This is a genomic window from Streptomyces sp. NPDC045846, from assembly GCF_056431605.1.
This window is the reverse complement of the sequence record NZ_JBWKKJ010000013.1, coordinates 99,174-114,765: the sequence shown is the minus strand read 5'-3', so window position 1 is coordinate 114,765 and position 15,592 is coordinate 99,174. Positions and strand designations below refer to the sequence as shown.

12 protein-coding genes and 1 pseudogene are annotated in these 15,592 nt (G+C 67.5%); 7 read left to right on the top strand and 6 right to left on the bottom strand.

Annotated features, from left to right (window positions below; genetic code table 11):
* Positions 1 to 273: 273 nt before the first annotated feature.
* Together AC07F3_RS32030 and AC07F3_RS32025 are read left to right on the top strand one after the other, a co-directional pair.
* On the top strand, positions 274 to 747 hold the full coding sequence (locus AC07F3_RS32030) for a hypothetical protein (protein ID WP_479117952.1): 474 nt from the start codon (positions 274 to 276) through the stop codon (positions 745 to 747).
* A 283-nt stretch (positions 748 to 1,030) separates the two neighbouring features.
* Entirely contained in the window at positions 1,031 to 2,803 is a 1,773-nt protein-coding gene (locus AC07F3_RS32025; RefSeq protein WP_479117950.1) for a hypothetical protein, read from the top strand.
* 360 nt (positions 2,804 to 3,163) lie between these two features.
* On the opposite strand, the gene AC07F3_RS32020 is transcribed toward AC07F3_RS32025, so the two are convergent.
* The 3 genes from AC07F3_RS32020 to AC07F3_RS32010 form a co-directional block, all read right to left on the bottom strand.
* Positions 3,164 to 5,155, bottom strand: coding sequence for an ATP-binding cassette domain-containing protein (locus tag AC07F3_RS32020; RefSeq protein ID WP_479117949.1), 1,992 nt, complete (start codon positions 5,153 to 5,155; stop codon positions 3,164 to 3,166).
* Positions 5,152 to 5,751 (bottom strand): NUDIX domain-containing protein, encoded by a 600-nt coding sequence (locus tag AC07F3_RS32015; RefSeq protein WP_479117947.1) that lies wholly within the window; start codon positions 5,749 to 5,751, stop codon positions 5,152 to 5,154. Before AC07F3_RS32015 ends, AC07F3_RS32020 begins: the two co-directional genes overlap by 4 nt.
* A 255-nt stretch (positions 5,752 to 6,006) precedes the next feature.
* Complete coding sequence (locus AC07F3_RS32010) at positions 6,007 to 6,135, bottom strand: hypothetical protein (RefSeq protein ID WP_479117946.1); 129 nt, start codon at positions 6,133 to 6,135, stop codon at positions 6,007 to 6,009.
* A gap of 222 nt (positions 6,136 to 6,357) precedes the next feature.
* Between AC07F3_RS32010 and AC07F3_RS32005 the strand changes: the two are divergent.
* From AC07F3_RS32005 to AC07F3_RS31995, 3 genes and pseudogenes are all read left to right on the top strand, one after another.
* Positions 6,358 to 7,245 (top strand): annotated as a pseudogene (locus tag AC07F3_RS32005) (helix-turn-helix domain-containing protein).
* A gap of 102 nt (positions 7,246 to 7,347) precedes the next feature.
* On the top strand, positions 7,348 to 7,833 hold the full coding sequence (locus AC07F3_RS32000) for a hypothetical protein (RefSeq protein ID WP_479117945.1): 486 nt from the start codon (positions 7,348 to 7,350) through the stop codon (positions 7,831 to 7,833).
* A 139-nt stretch (positions 7,834 to 7,972) separates the two neighbouring features.
* Positions 7,973 to 8,338 carry a DUF6193 family natural product biosynthesis protein gene (locus AC07F3_RS31995; protein ID WP_479117944.1) on the top strand — a complete coding sequence of 122 codons (366 nt, stop codon included), beginning with the start codon at positions 7,973 to 7,975 and terminating at the stop codon, positions 8,336 to 8,338.
* A gap of 496 nt (positions 8,339 to 8,834) precedes the next feature.
* Here the strand turns inward: AC07F3_RS31995 and AC07F3_RS31990 are convergent, their stop codons facing one another.
* The 3 genes from AC07F3_RS31990 to AC07F3_RS31980 are packed head-to-tail and all read right to left on the bottom strand — an operon-like array spanning position 8,835 to position 12,769.
* Positions 8,835 to 9,701, bottom strand: coding sequence for an immunity 49 family protein (locus tag AC07F3_RS31990; protein ID WP_479117943.1), 867 nt, complete (start codon positions 9,699 to 9,701; stop codon positions 8,835 to 8,837).
* The gene (locus tag AC07F3_RS31985) at positions 9,676 to 12,306 is read right to left on the bottom strand and encodes a hypothetical protein (RefSeq protein WP_479117941.1); all 2,631 of its coding nucleotides are present in this window, start codon (positions 12,304 to 12,306) and stop codon (positions 9,676 to 9,678) included. Before AC07F3_RS31985 ends, AC07F3_RS31990 begins: the two co-directional genes overlap by 26 nt.
* Positions 12,299 to 12,769: a DUF6507 family protein gene (locus AC07F3_RS31980; RefSeq protein ID WP_479117940.1), complete on the bottom strand. Its 471-nt coding sequence runs from the start codon at positions 12,767 to 12,769 to the stop codon at positions 12,299 to 12,301. The genes AC07F3_RS31985 and AC07F3_RS31980 overlap by 8 nt, the downstream gene beginning before the upstream one ends.
* Before the next feature lie 691 nt (positions 12,770 to 13,460).
* Between AC07F3_RS31980 and AC07F3_RS31975 the strand changes: the two genes are divergently transcribed.
* Both AC07F3_RS31975 and AC07F3_RS31970 read left to right on the top strand, forming a co-directional pair.
* Entirely contained in the window at positions 13,461 to 14,129 is a 669-nt protein-coding gene (locus AC07F3_RS31975; RefSeq protein WP_479117938.1) for a DUF4097 family beta strand repeat-containing protein, read from the top strand.
* A 661-nt stretch (positions 14,130 to 14,790) separates the two neighbouring features.
* Entirely contained in the window at positions 14,791 to 15,459 is a 669-nt protein-coding gene (locus AC07F3_RS31970) for a DUF4097 family beta strand repeat-containing protein (protein WP_479117936.1), read from the top strand.
* The last annotated feature ends 133 nt before the right edge of the window (positions 15,460 to 15,592 follow it).

The following is a 15,592-nucleotide window of genomic DNA, read 5'->3' as shown; positions in this document are numbered from 1 at the left end:
GAGTATCCCGCTATCTGTTGCCCTGTAACTGACTTGCTGACGTGCTGTCTGACGGACGATCCCTGCCGCTGTCGGTCTAACAATCCAGCTGACACGAGAGTAAACAAGCGAACTAACGTTTCCGTGAAGTGCTGAATCCCAGTCAAATAGGGGGCAGTGCTCAGTTTCTGACTCGGCAGCAACACGCGGGGGGTCTAGTGACAGCAGTAGATATCCGAGAATTCAGGTAACGTGGTCATCACGATCCACCCTTGTATTCCTGGAGTGATGGCCATGTCGGTGACAAACAACCAGCTCAGCGCCAGTGCGGTCGCATCAGCTGCCGGTCTCAGCGAATCCTGGGCGTGGAAGGCACGCGACCAAGGCATCCTGTACGAGCCTCACTTCGACGACTCCGTCGTCGCCCTGCGCGTGTACGCGTTCGTCTGCCAGATCGTGTGGCCCGGCAGCCGACGGCCTCGCAGCGCCCGCCAGGACCTCGAGCTGTGGCAGTCCAGCGCGGTGGAGGCGGCCCGCCAGGCCGTCGACGATCCGCTCACCACGCGCGACACCGCGCTGTGGGTCCTCGAAGACTCCGTCCACCTGGTCACCACGCCTGCCGAACGCGCGGCGTTCGACCTCAAGCACCTGGACGGACGCGCCGCCTTCCGCATCCCCATCGGCCTGTGGATCTGCGAGCTCCCCGACGCCATAAAGGACCTGCCTCGCCGGCGACGGCGCCACCCGCAGGCCAAGGCCTCCGCCTGAACGTCCAGGCCGCCCGCAGCGGACGTCGGTGACAGCCGCTCCCGATCGCCCGACGACGCCGCCCCCAGCCGTCCATCCCCCGAGCCCATGAGGTGAGCCCCACCCCTCTCTCCTAACTCCATCCCGCCGCACGTTCGCCAGCACTCGCTGACGAACGGCGATGTCGTTTTGCCTTCTTCCTTCTTGCCAGGAGCACATCATCGCTACCAGCACGAGGGCTGGTTCAGTGTTGCCTCAAACTGGTCCAGCCTCGCCCCATTCCCCTGCGCCGGCCCGTCCCCGCATGGAAGAAACCGTGGCCCGCCACACCGGGGCCACTCCCGTCGGCTCTCCAGAAGCCAAGCCGGAACGGCGCCAGCGCGTGCGGGTGCCGTGGGTGCTCGTCGAGTCCGCCTTCTACGCCGACGTCGCCCTGGCCGTCTACGTGAAGGTGAAGGCGCTCGGGCAGCGGCCGGAGGGCTGCACCGCCGGGGCCGCCACGCTCGCGTCATACATCGGCATGTCAACGTCATCCGTCGAACGTGGTCTCGCACAACTGCGCAGCCTCGGCCCCGACGGGCAGTCAGAAATCTCCGAGAACACCCGCCGTTCCCTGCCCGGCGGTACGGGCACCACGGCTCGCCGCCGGGTCCGGTCCATGGCTCCGACCGAGCGATTCGTCTGGCTCCCGGTGGCGGCCTGCGAGGACCTCACGCCGCGTCAGTTGCGCGCGTTCGCCGTGCTGGTGTTCACGCAGGCCCAACGGATCCCGCTGACCCTCGGCGAGCTCGCCGGGTTCCTGCGCCACCACTCCGGCAAGCGCGCCGGGCAGCCCATCAGCGCGACGGCCGCCGCCGCCATCGCCGACAGCCTGGAGGCATCGGGCTGGGTCAGCGTGGAGCGACGGGCCGGGGGACAGGGCCGCAACCAGTACATCGCCCATGACATCCCCCTCTCGTCCTCGCCGTCCTCGCCGTCATCTCCATCTTCCTCGTACGACGACGGAGAGCCCGCCACGACCACCCCGGACGCCTCGGCCCAGACCCTTTTCACGCACTCCGATGTACGGCCGTGTCCTCAACTTGGTGACGGATCGGGTTCCCCGGTTGATGCGGGATCGCTCGCGTCTAAGGAAGACCCAAAGATTGCCCGACCCGAGAACGAGCCCCGTCTTTCCTCACCCGCCGTAGGCGAGCCTCGGGTAGTTGACGGCCCGTCAGTCGGCAAAGATCGCGATTCGCTGCGGAACTCGAACCCGTCGCGAGTTCTCGCGCTGCGCGCGGATGCCCACAGACCCCCCTCGCCATCGCTTCGTACGCCAGAGCCCGCTCGCGGGGAAGCCCCAACGACACGCTCCCGGCCGGAACTTACCCTCAGCCCGCAGATCTACGCGGTGCTCGAACCCGTCCACTGGCTGCTCCAGCGGATCGACAACGCGTACGTGCTCCGCCGGATCGGCCGGGAAGTGGGCCGACAGCTCCGCGACGGCATGGAACCCGAGCGCCTGCGCCACCGGCTCACCGTCCGCTTCGCAGGCACCCTCCCCGCCGACATCCGCGACCCAGGCCGCTGGCTGCTCGGGGTGGCACTGCCGCGCTGGGGCTGCGGCCACCTCGACTGCGAGGCCGGGGTGATGTGGTCCACCGGCTCCGCGTGCGCCGTCTGTGCGGAAGTCGTCGCGGACCGACGCGCGGCCCGACGACGCCACCCGGATCAACTCCACCAGCTCGCCCCGCATCCCAGCGATGCGGGGTCTCACAACCGCCCTGTTGCGGATGGCCATGCGGTTACGGCTCCGGGCGAACTCGCTCCCCAGGGCCCCGCCCGGGCGAACTGCACGGAGTGCGGGTGCCGCACCTTCCTGACCGGCCAGGCTCTCACCGACGGCCTGTGCAAGACCTGCCGTGAGGAGCAGCGGGGGTACAAGGGAGCGTGCGAGGTCGGTCTCGAAAGACCGTCGGCGGCCACCTGTAAGGGATGGGAGGGAACGCCCTGCGACCGCGCTGCTCTGCCGACCCGGGCTGTGTGTGCGCGGCACAGGGCACTCCAGGTAGCGGGGGAGAAGCAGGCCTCTTGATGTCCGCCGTCCCGGGGCCGGCGTCGGCGAGGTGACGGCCGCGTCGGCCAGCACGATCCGGGGCCAGGCTGGGTTCTGTAGCAGTCGATGGCCCGCTGGTGCTGTGTGGGGGCGGCGTCCACGGCGTCGACCAGCGCCCCGCGCCGGGGCGAGCTGGGCGGCGTGCAGGCCGAGCCCAGAGCCAGGACCGCTGGCCCCGAAGGTTGGCGAGGGCCTCGACACCGGGGCCTGTCCCGGCATTGCCCCAGTGCCACTGGGCGGGGTCGGAAATGTCGGGACAGCGCTGGAGTTGGTGGCGGCCGTAGGCGTGCCAGGTCGCGGTGCTGGCCTGCTCGGCGCCTCGGGTGGTGAGGCGGCCACTCACAGGGAATCTCCAGTGGGCTCATCGGCGGGCAGGTGGGCGGCTTGGGCGGGGAGGGTGTGCTGGTAGGCGCTGGACTGCAACAGGTAGGCGTCGCGGAAGGCGCCGGTGCCGATGACGGGGTCCATGAGATCGTTGAACGTGCCGTGCTCGACGATGCGCCCGTGGTCCAGGACCACGATGATGTCGGCGTACCGGACGCTGTGGAGACGGTGGGTCACCAGCACCACGGTCTGGCCCTGGTCGGCCAGAGCGCGGATCTGGTCGAAGGTCTTCTGCTCAGCCTTGGGATCGAGAGCGCTGGTCGGCTCATCGGCCACAAGGACCTGACCCCGGCGGAAGTGAGTACGAGAAAAGCCCAGCTTCTGCCACTGTCCGCCCGAGATCTGCTGCCCACCCTTGTAGCCGCGCGACAGCAGCGTGCCGAGTCCCCGAGGCAGCTCCGCGATCACGTCGTCGGCGCCCGCGAAACGGGCCGCCTCCATGAGCTCCTCGTCGTCGAATGGGTCGACCGGACGGCCGATGCCGATGTTGACCCGGGCGGTGAAGGGCCAGCGGTAGAAATCTTGGGCGAGGGTGGCGACGCGATCGTAGATCTGCGCCCGGCAGGCGGCCGCGGAGTCCACCTCGTCCCACAGAATCCGGCCCGCATCCGGCGAATACAGTCCGCACAGCAGCTTGACCAGCGTGGTCTTGCCCGAGCCGTTGCTGCCCACCAACGCGATCGTCTTCCCTGCGGGCAGCACCAGGTCAATGTCGCTGAGCGCGGGAGTGTCCTTGCCGGGATAGGTGAACGACACCTTCTCGAACCGGATCTCGGCGTGATCTGGCAGGTCGAGGCCGTCGGTGGGAATGGCACACCGCTCCGCCTCGGTGCACAGCCGCTCGTAGTCGCCCACGAACAGGCTCTCCTGGTGCATCTCGGAGATCTCCAGGACGCACCGGCGCAGGGAGGCAGAGCCGGAGCGGATGGCCAGGACCGCGGTGCCGCCGACGGACAGGGCCATCGCTCCGGTCCACAGAAGCAGCCCGAGCACTCCGAAGGTCGCCGCTGTCGCGGCGCCGGTTGCGGTGGCGGCGAGTAGTCCGGTGCGCGCGTCCTGGCGGGCGAGCCGGTCCTGCTCGCGCTCGGTGGTGTCGGCCATGCCCCGGAAGTGCCGCAGCAGCCATGGCCCGATTCCGTGCAGGCGCAGCTCGGCGGCTGCGCTCTGCTCGATCATCAGCCGGGTGAGCAGTTGGGCGGCCCGCGCGTGCTGTACGAACTTGTGGAAGGAGATGTAGCGGCGCCGCGCCTTGGCCATTGCGCCCCAGGCGCTGGGCACGGTCATCAAGAGCAGCAGGGGCAACAAGGCGGGGTGTAGCACGGTCAGGACGCCGGCGGCCGCGATCAGCGAGATGAGGCTGTTGACGACGTTGGTGGTGTACTTCACCATCCGCCGCGCCGAGTCCGCCCCCCAGGACGCGGAGTCCAGCAGGCGGTGGAACTCATCGTCTTCGATGGCCTTGAGCTCGACCGCGGCCACTAGCGTCAAGTACCGCTCGGTGGCGACGCGTTGGACCCTTGGTTCCAGCGCACCGGTTGCCGCAGTCGACGCGGCGGTGCACAGCGCGCCCACCATTCCGGTCCCCGCGACTGCGAGCAGCGCGGGCAGGGCACGGGTGATCCGCTCAGGGACAGTGCCCGCCGCCAGGAGGTGTGCGAGCACCGTGTTGACCGCCACGAGGGAGATGGCCTGGGTGATCCCCGAGGCGATCTCGGCCAACGCGACGGTGCGCAAGGCCCGGCGGTCCGCCAAAGCTGCCAGGCGCACGGACGTCGCTACGAGCCGGGGCAGGTTCCGCGCCATCGACCACAGCGACAGCCCGAGCCACACGCCATGGTGCGCGTTCCAGCCCATGTCGTATTCCAACTGCCCACCGAACAGCAGCTCTTCGGACGCCGAGACCTCCTCGGTTGCGGCTGCGTCGGGCAGCGATTGGTCCTTCTTCATGCCGACCCCCGCCCGCTGTGGGCCGGCACGCGCAGGCACGCCTGGAGGGTGCCGGTGACGAACAGGTCCAGGAGGACGCCCGTGGCCGGGTGGCAGTCGGCGGGCGGCTCGCCCGGCTCCGCCCAGACCAGGTCCACCTCCCCCTGGCCACCCGCGTTGCGCGGCTCGCCCCTCCAGCGCTGTGCGGTGAACAGCATCACCAGGTACCGCTCGTCGTCGCCGACCTGGAGCTGCGCGGTGCAGCAGTACTCCACATCGGAAGCATCAACCTGGACGCCCACAGCCGCGCCGACCGCGCGGCGCGCGCTGTCGTCCGCCCACTCGCCGCGCGCCAACGGGCCGCCAACCAGGACGAGGCGGCGGTCGGCCGTGGGCGCGGTCCGGCGCAGGAGAAGGACCCGGCCGTCCGGCCGGTGCAGGACCGTGGCCGTGTCCACCGCCGTGCGGTAGCGGGCAGGTGTTCCGCCCAATTCAGGGACGGCGCCCTGGGCGGGGGGATGAGGTTGATGGGGGAGGCAGGCGGCGGGCTGTTCGACGCACCCGGGGTGCTGTGCGAACTTGGCCTGGTCGCCGGTGCTGTGCATGCGGTGTGGCATGGACGCCTCCTTGTTGACGTGACGCTCGGACAGGTGCTCGGACTAACGGCCCCCGATGGCGCACGTTCGGGTGGCGAGGGGGCGAACTCTTCGTGCTGATGTGCGGTTTCGCGCCCAGGGCCTTGCAGAGCCTGAGCCGGGTCCGGTTCGACCACGCAGATGGGTGTGCGAGTCCGCATCGCACCCGATCCGGGGATTGCGCGGCCCCATGTACGGCAAGGACTGGAGGCGATGGGTTTAGGGGCCGTGCTGCGTCTAGCGCCGCAGCAGCGTGGCGAGGCGGTGCCACAAGCGCACCGGCAGGGAGGTCGAGCTGCCGCCGAGCGTGAGCGCGTGGAGGGGCTCGGGCTTGTCCTTGGCGGTCTTGTCCCTCGTTGCGCGCAACGCTCCCGACTGGCCGCCGATGCGCAATCTGCCGCAATCCCCGCGTCTTGACCCGCTCCGAAGCCGAGAGGCTGCGCCTGCCGGACGTCGACCTGGGGCTGTTCGACTCCCGCATCCTGATCCGCCTCGACATCGACGGCACCGAACCACCCTCGGCGTGGAGGTCACCGAAGACCCCGTCCAGGTGCTGGAGGCGTGCCGGGCGAGGGATGCGGCCTGGCGTTGTGCTGTGCCTACTGCCGAAGTCCGGGCGCAGGTACGTTCGTCCGTGCGAGCACGGACTTTCAGAGCGCCAGAGTCGCCCTCGGTGCGCGCTTGCGCGAGCTGCGCACCGAGGCCAGCCTCAACGGCAAGGACATGGCCGCGCGGCTCGGCTGGGCCCGCTCGAAGGTGTCCCGTCTGGAGACCGGCAAGCAGACCGCAACCGCCGACGAGCTCGACGCCTGGCAGCCGCAGCGAACGCGCCGACGCAGGCCGACGACCTCAAGAGCCGACTGCGGGGGCTCGAACCCCAGCAACGGCCTGGCGCCGCCAGCTGGCGGCTGGGCACCGTCCCGTACAGGACCGGTACGTCGTCGAGTACCACCAGACCACCACCGCGCGGGGATACGAAGCCACCGTCGTCCCCGGCCTGTTCCAGACGCCCACCTACGCACGCCATCTGCTCGCCGGGAACGCCGCCTTGATGCAGTCGCCTCGCGACACAGAGGCGGCTGTGCAGGCCCGCATGAAGCGGCAGGAAGTCCTCTACGAGGCAGGCAAGTTGTACCGGGGCCTGATCTGGGAGGGCGCCCTTCATGCACTGGTCTCCCCCGAGAGGCGATGGCCGGCCAGCTGGATCGGCTGGTTGGCCTGATCGGCATGAGCACGGTGGAGCTCGGCATCGTTCCCTTCGGAGCAACGCACAGAGTGAGCCCGAAGCATGGCTTCTGGATCTTCGATGAGGGGCGGGTGGTCGTGGAGACCACCAACACCGAGTTGCAGTTCGAGTCCGCCGATGACGTGGCGCTGTACGGCCGGGTCTGGGACGGGCTCCATGAAGCGGCGGCTTACGGCCTGCAGGCGCATCGCCTCATCGCGCGCGCCAGGGCACAGATGACCCCCATGTAAGCAATCCGCAGTAACGGCCTCACGAGCACGCGCAATCCAGCGCAATCGCCCTGCCGACCTTTCTCCCGTCCAGGTCACAGGCAGCCGACGGCGGAGACATCCATGAACGCATTTGCACACCTCGTCACCGCGTCCGAGCAGGACGCGATCACAGAGTGGCTCGCTGGCATCCTCAACAAGCCCCAGCAGGCTCGGGATCAGTGGCAGGAAGGACCGTTCGCGACACTGGCCCTGGGACGCCGGTTCTCCGCCATCCACCTCACGGAACCGCTCGTGTACGCGGGCACCGCCAGCAAGGAGCCGGCCACCATCACCCGCGTGCTGTCCACCGCGGGCCACGGCCGGATCATCCATGACCCGCAAGGGCGGCGGTTCTACGCCCTCACGGCACCGAGCGAACCGACGTGGGGCCTCGGCCGGTACGCGGGGTTCCCGGGATGTAGCCACACCGTGTCGACGAGGACCTTTGCTTCGACGATCGCTGACAGTCCCCAAGGTCAGCACCCCCGTAGGCACTCCCATGGGTTCGAGCGTGGTCGTGTCGGCAGAGGACCCGAATTCTCTCATCGCGTGTCCTCTGACAGGTGATCTTGACCGGTTGCCAAGCGGCTCTGACCCGCTCCGGATTCCAGAAGACGGGCTGGTGTGCCTGCCGGGTGAAGGGGCGGGGACTTATGCCGGGACCGAGCAGGTTGCCTGTCAGGGGCGTGAGCGCCATGCTCGCGAGATGGCTGAGGAGACGACGGTTGAGAAGACCTGGCGGCTGATGCTGGCGGGCGACCCCACGGTGCGACGGGGGGATCCGGCGGTGATGGAAGCTGCCTACGCTGAACCGCGCTTGCGGGTCCTGTTCCCGTTCCCGAGCCACGGGTGCCTCACCTTCCACCGGAACTCGCAGTTCCCGTGGAGCAACGATCTACCGTTCATCGCGGGCAGCGCGCCGTGCTCGGTGTACGGGCCGCTCTACTCGTCGGTCCTGGGCGAGGGGCTTACGCCGCAGGAGGCAGCCGCGTTGGTGGTGGCCAACCTGCCCGCCGACTGCGGGCCGGCCCTCGAGGGCCCCTGGCCCCCGCCGGAAAGCCAGACTGGCTGAGCCCCCATGCCATCCTCTGGGAACCGGAGCCGGTCAAGGCCACTTGGCAATCGGTAAAGATCACCTGTCAAAGGTCATCGCGATGGGGCAGGCCTGTGTCCGGGCTCTCCAGGTCCCCATCCGTAGTCGTGGGGCTGCCCCCCCGCCATTCGATCATCGGGGAGTCGCTGTCCACCAACGCCTCTGCCAGGTACAAGCCTGTCCGGCGGAGCAGCTCAATGAGTTCGCGGTCGTCATAGGCGATACCGACGATCTGGTTCCGCACTACGACTCGCCGCCCGCCCGTATCAAGCGGAGGGTGCACCACGATTGGGGGAGCCCTTGTATCCAGGATGCGGCGGTACCACGGCCGCTGCATGCCGAGACCTTCCAGAGGAATGCCGAGCGGTTCACGACAGCTGTGCACGGGCCGGCACCTGGTGCCACCGGACGGTGTCCCTCTACGACCTGATGGGTCAGGCACCGTAGCCATACCCACCATGGCACCGTGCGTCGGTCACGTGTCGTACTCACCGACCCATGTGCGCTCCAAGAGGTGCTTGGGCAGGTAATCGGACTCGACTTCGACTGGGATGTCGGCGTCGAAGGCCATGCAGGCGATAGCCAGAGGGCCGAGGGCTACCAGTCCCTCACCGCTCTTGGACCGCGCCTCATTCCCAGTCCAGTACTCGCGGTGCCAAGTGACGGCTTCTGCTAGGGCGTCGTTGAACCGACCCGCCTCTTGCCGCTGGTATCGATGAAATACTTCCAGCGGCGGATAGAGGATCTTCAGCATGAGCTCAGCACTTGCAATATGGGGAGCTCCGGGATCTGTCCCGTTGATAGCGGTAACCAGCGTGTCCCAGGTCTCCTGGCGACCGAACCACGCATTCTGCAGGGTCTCTACCCATGCATAGATATAGTCGTCAAACTCCGCACCGGACGCGCGAAGAAAGGAGACTGGCACCCGGGCCAGTTGATCAAGACGCTCGTTCTCTCGGCAAATCACTGCCAGGTAGTAGGACGTGAGCCAGTTACCGGCATTCAGGTACTCTTGCGGTCCAGTCGCGGGCAGATTCTTGATCTCGCCCTGGCTCCCGATACGGCACGGCACAGTTCCTTCCGAAGACACCCCCGAGATAAACAGACCTGAGCCGACCTGCATCGCAGTGACCCATGCCTCCCAGGTCGAGAACTCTTTTGCCGCCGGATCCGTCAGGCAATTCCACTTGGCAACGGTGAGTGCATAGTCCAGAGCGTCATAGCGGTCGAACTCGGAGGTCTCAAGTTCAGACAGCGCCTCCTCCGTGCTCTCAATGATCGGCGCCATGACCTCAGCCGCGTTGTCCACGCGAAAGTCATGACGGGGGATTCGGATGACCATGCGGCCCACCTTCTGAGTAGATTTTCATGTGTTCCAGCACGGCTCCAGCATAGCGGTTACCCTCGGGCTCCATTACCTTAACCAGGACATACTTCAGCTTTCCCGCTTTCAATGCATTCCGGAACTCTCGGGCAAGCTCAGCATCACGACCGCCGCGCCTTGTCATCTCGGCGAAAATCGTGCGCAGGTATAGCAGCGTTCCCTGCTTCACCCTCATGCCCGCAGCTCCGCCATCATCGCCAAGGTGCGGGTTTCGGGGGTCCTCAGGGTCGGCGCGCCCCTGGCGCCAGTCGAGATCGTTCCCCGGCGCCTTGTCCTCGGCGATCAGGATTTCATCATTATTGATTCTGTAGGCCGCGTCGAACGTGTGGGCGCCATTGGGCGTCTTCGGGAGGTCAATTGCCTCACGAATGGTGAACTCATGGGGAATGGCGTGCAGTTGGGATGCAAGCTCTCCCAGTTTCTCGGAAATCTTACTGTTGGGTGGAACGTCAGCAAGTTGCTTGGTATAAGCCTTTTGAGCGACGTCGAGGGCCTCTTGATGAGGAACTGAGGGTGTCTTGTCGAATGCCATCTGGGCGTTCAGGAGCTCTCGATAGGCTTGACGATCCGCGGTCGACCTGTCGAGCGTTGGCAGTACGTGATCCGGTGCGGTCTCTCGTCCAAGCGGCTTCGCGCCGAATCGGGTTTCAGATGGGCCGCTCGGCATGTCGTGCTTGGCTATCCAGTGGCCCTGAGCATCCTGCGCGAGCTGGGGGAGCTCAACTCCGTCCACCTTCCCGATATTTTTCTTCCGCCGACCGATGCTGTCGTAGTGCTTCTTGAACCAGGAAGGATCTTCGTTAGCCTTACGAACATGCTCGTCCTGAATCGCCTTGCGCTCGGCGGTACTCAACTCCCGTTCGCCGCCACCGTCGTGCCCCGTGTGGCCGCTTCCACGACTGCCGCTGCCTGAGCCATGGCTGCTGGGCATGTGTCCTCTGCCGGCCCCGGAGCTGGATCTCATTCCGTCGGCATTGGCGGAATGGCGCACAGGGGAGGAGTGGCTGGCAGTGCCGTCGTGGGCAGAGAGGGTGCCATGACTGCTGCTCGCGGGCGGCGGCTCATGCGCTGCGGTTGGGCGTGCGATCGAGTCGCGCCCAGTGTTGTCGAGTGTTCCATGCCCAGCCCGTTCACCGGCGGTGACGAGCACGGGCGATTTAACCCCGGGCAGAGAGGCCCCCGCCACGTGCGGCACGGAGCTTTTCAGCTGCGCCAATTGGGCCTGAGACAGTTCCGCGTGCGCCGGAACCTCTATCCCATCCGGCCCGTAGACCTTGCTGGTGCGAGTGTCGAGGCGGCTGCCGTTCGGCCACTCGATGACGTCGCCCTTGACCACGGGCACCCCGTCGCCGAATTTGACATAGGTACCGTCAGGCTGCAGGTGGCCGATGCCGGACAGGATGTCGTTGTAGGCGCCGGAGTTGATGGTCTTGAGGGATGCGAACAGGTCGCCGACCTTGCCGACACCGAGCTGGCCTGCCTTGAAGACGTACGTCATCGGGTCGACGGCGCGTCCTGCCTTGCCCAGGACGGAGACGGTCTTGGCGACCGCACCCGACTTGGCGGCCGTGCCGGCACCATCGGTGAAGACGGTCGTCAGAATGTTGAAGGTGACCCCGCCCGCCGCGCGGGCCGGGTTCTTGCCCCACTCGTCGTAGGCGACCATGGCCTTGCCGGTCTGCTTGAGCGCCGTGCGCGACTCGCGGAGCCACTTCGGCATCATGCTGTCGGGGGCGCTCAGGAAGAGTTCACGGGCGACCGGAGTCATGACGAAGGCCAGGCCGGTGGCGACCTTGGCCAGTCCCTTCCAGGCCTCGCCGGCCGCGTCCCAGCCGTCGGTACCGATCAGAGTGCCAAGCCCCTTGACCGTGCCCACCACTCCGTCCATGACGAAGCCGTCCCACACAAAGCTCTTGCCCTGGTGCCACAGCCAGCTGAACCCCGTGTACTCGGGCTCCGCATAGTTGCCCCAGGGAGCCTTGTCCAGGTGACCGAGGTCATCGGCACTGGCCCCATAGGCGCTGGTGCCCTTGGGCAGCACCTGACCGCCGCCGAGCTTCCCCAGCACCAGGGTGCTCCCGCCGACCAGCGCGGTGATCTTGTTGTGGCAGGCGATCTCGGCCTCGTAGAACGCCTGCAACGTCGCCTGGACCTCGTCCTTCAGGCCGTCATTGCGATCCCGCTTCTTCCCGTCGCGCCGCCAGTGGTCATCACCCGCGATACTCGCGGTGAACGCGAACGCCTGACACTGCAGATCCTCGAGCTTCTTCGCCAAAGGCCGCACCTCCTGGCTGTAGGCACTCAACGCACCGGCCACCTTCTCCAGCTGCCCCGCGAACGTTGCCGTCTTCGCGGCCACCGGCGCGGTCGTGGCGAACAACTGGTCCGCCTCCGGCGCCTTGTAGAACGCCGCAGTGCTCTGGAAGTGGGAGTGAATGCCCGCACCAGCATCGCGAAATGCCCCGGCCTCCGTGGTCAGGAGTGCCGTGTCATGGTCGAGGCTGTCCAGGTCGCCGGTGAACTGCGGGATACCCGAGGGCACGATCGCTTCGGGCTCACTCACCGCCGGGCCGCCTGCCCGAGAACCCCGGCGGAGCAGGCACCGGCTCCTGTATCGCCGCGTGCTGGGCCTGCTCAGCCATCCTCAGATCACCCTTGACGTACTCGTTGGTCGCCTCCACCGCCCCGGTCAACGACTTACCCGTACGCTCCACCACGTACTGAAGATCCCTCTGCCAGTGCTGCATGAACTCACCCAGCGCCGCAGCCACCGGCCCCGTCGCCAGCGCCGGCCCCGTATACCCGAACGCAACCGTCCCCGCAGCCGTCGCCGTACGCGGCAACGTGTCACTCAGATTCGACCCCGCCGTCGACAGATCCTCAGCCGAAACTGCCGTCTTCTTGAGCGCACCCTGCACCCCAGACGGACTCACATCCCACCCCGACACCGCAAACTCCCCGCTCCCCGCGCCCCCCCACCGGGCGTCAGCCGGTGGGGTTCCCGCAACCCAAGCCTTCGTGGGCAAGGTTCAAGTTCTATCCAATGAGTCGTTGCACCCGCAACGCGGTTCCGGGCCGAAGAGGCACAGATCTAGCCACTTGTCTGCCGACGAACTCGAGCACGACATGCCTTTTACCTGCGCACGAGTTCAAGGCTCGTTGGCGGAAACAGGGGGCGTAAGCGCCGATTGAGCAGGTTTGCCAGCAACGCCCAACACCACTGTGGCCGAGTGCGAGGGGCGGTCACGGTCTGGCCCCGGGACTGGCGCCCGGACCCGTTGGCCGGGCGCCTCCTGCGTAGCTCCATCCGCGCTGGTCCGCCGGTACAGGGATGCGGCCTCTGCGCTGAAACCGTGCCGCGAGTCTGTCCGCGGCATGGTTTTGCGCTCTTTCGTGCGGACGTCGGCCGACGAAGCGGGCGAGGCGTCGAGCCGCGTGGCCTGGTGCAGCCCGGTTGCTGTGACAGGGCTGCCCACAGCCGGGCCGGTGACTGATGCAGGCCCAGCCTTCCAGAACCAGGCCAGGCTGCCGCGCGCAGGGGCCGAGGCCCGACTGCCCCACGACCAGGCTCGGTTGCGCGGGGCCGGGCCCAGCTGAAGCCGCCTGAAACCAGGTCGATGCCCCACTGAAACCGCGCCCGCGCACTCTCTACTCGAACACGGCAACCACCCAGCCGAAGCCACACGGCATCAGGCACCCGTTCACCAGGAGAGCGTCATGCAGAAGTTCGTCACCACCGCCCCCATCACCACCGTCCTGAACATCCCGGCCGGACGTGTCCACATCACCGCCGCCGACCAGACCGAGACCACCCTCGACATCCAGCCCACCAACCCGGCCAAGAGCCGCGACACCAAGGCCGTCGAACAGTGCACGGCCGACTACAGCGACGGCGTCCTGACCATCGAGACCCCGGTCAAGAACCAGTACCTCGGAGCAACCGGGTCCCTCGACATCACCCTCACCGTTCCCGCCCACTCCCACATCCAGGCCAAGTCCGGCGCCGCCGAACTCCGCACCAAGGGCCCCCTCGGCAACCTCGCCTTCGACGGCGCCCACGGCACCGTCATCATCGACGAAGCCGACAGCCTCCACCTGACCGTCCACGCCAGCGACGTCACCGTCAACCGCCTCACCAACGACAGCGACATCCGCGTCGCCAAGGGCGACATCACCATCGACGAAGCCACCCACGGCACCCTCACTCTGCGCACCGAAGCCGGCACCATCGCCGTCGGCACCGCCCCCACCACCTCCGCCACGCTCGACGCCGGCACCACCTACGGCCGCATCAACAACAGCCTCACCAACGCCCAGGGCGCCGCCCCCGACGTCCACATCCGAGCCACCACCAACTACGGCGACATCAACGCCCACACCAACTGAGAAGGTCATCGGCGTTGCCTCGCCACAGCGGGACGGATTCGAGTACGGCTATCGGCCTCTCGCGGGCATACCTGGAGTTGCTCCGCGAAGGCCGGCCGTCTTCTTCCTGCTACGCCCTACGTTCTGAACGCCGTACCGCAACCGGCGCCGTGTCTGTGAGGGCGCGGAAGCGAAGGCCGAGCTCAGCTCACAGCACAGGTCGTGGCCAGGTGCGGGCCCCGAGCTCCGCCCAGGAGATCGAGAGCGGTGACGAGGACCACGAAACGAGTGGTGCATTCCAACGTGGGCGCGTACCGCGCCGCCAAGGACGCCGAGAACATCAGGAACGCCCTGCCCCGGACCCGCTTGGCCAGAAAGCACCGTGACGTTGGAGGACCGGTCCAGCTTCCCTCAAGAACCGCTTGAGCACTGGGCTCGCGACAGGGCACGGGATGAATGCTGTTGGGGGGTTTCACGCCCCAACGGGGAACCACTCAGGCCTCGTGCACCGTTCTGGGCTCGCGCAGTCCCTTCCAGGAAGCGGATCGGGTGACGCGGCAGGCCCGGCTGAAGCCGGCCGACCACGCAGCCGACCTGCCGACAACCGACTGCTCGCACTCCCGCACCGGCGCGGCTACCAGCCGCAGCAGAGGCCACCAGTAACGAGCTCAGGGAGCGCACGATGCAGAAGTTCGAGACCTCCGCCCCGGTCCGCGCCATTCTGGACGTCCCCGCGGGACGCGTTCAGGTCGTCGCCGCCGACCGGGCCGACACCACCGTCGACGTCCTGCCCGCGGACGCCTCAAAGAGCCGCGACGTGAAGACCGCGGAGCAGACCACGGCTGTCTACAGTGACGGCGTTCTGCGGGTCGAGGCCCCGGTCAAGAACTCGTACCTCGACCGCTGCGGCGCTCTCGACGTGACCGTCCACCTCCCTGCGGGCTCGCGCGTCGAGGCCAAGGCGGGCAGTGTCGAGTTCCAGACCGCGGGCCCCCTTGGGCACGTCTCCTTCCACGTCGCCCACACCACCACGAAGATCGACCGAGCCGACAGCCTGGACTTCACGGCCGAAGCCGGCGACCTGTCCGTCGGGCACCTGGGCGGCGACAGCGAGATCAGCGTCACCCAGGGCGACATCACCATCGGCGAAGCCGTCCAGGGCAAGCTCACCCTGCGCACCGTCTCCGGCAACGTGAACGTCGTCGCCCCGCGCACCACCTCCGCCACCCTGGACGCGACCACCACCCACGGCCGGATCCACAACAGCCTCGTCCACACCCAGGGCCCCCACCCCGAGCTCACCATCCACGCCACCACCGCCAGTGGCGACATCACCGCCCAGACTCGCTGACCCACGCGACTACGGGTTACGCGCCCCAGGCAGAGCCCAGGCCGACAACTGCGGAGGTGCCACACCCGGGCGACCCCGTGCGGCAGCAGTACGACCGCTGGCTCCAGCGGCGGCCGTCACCCCGGGGGAGGTG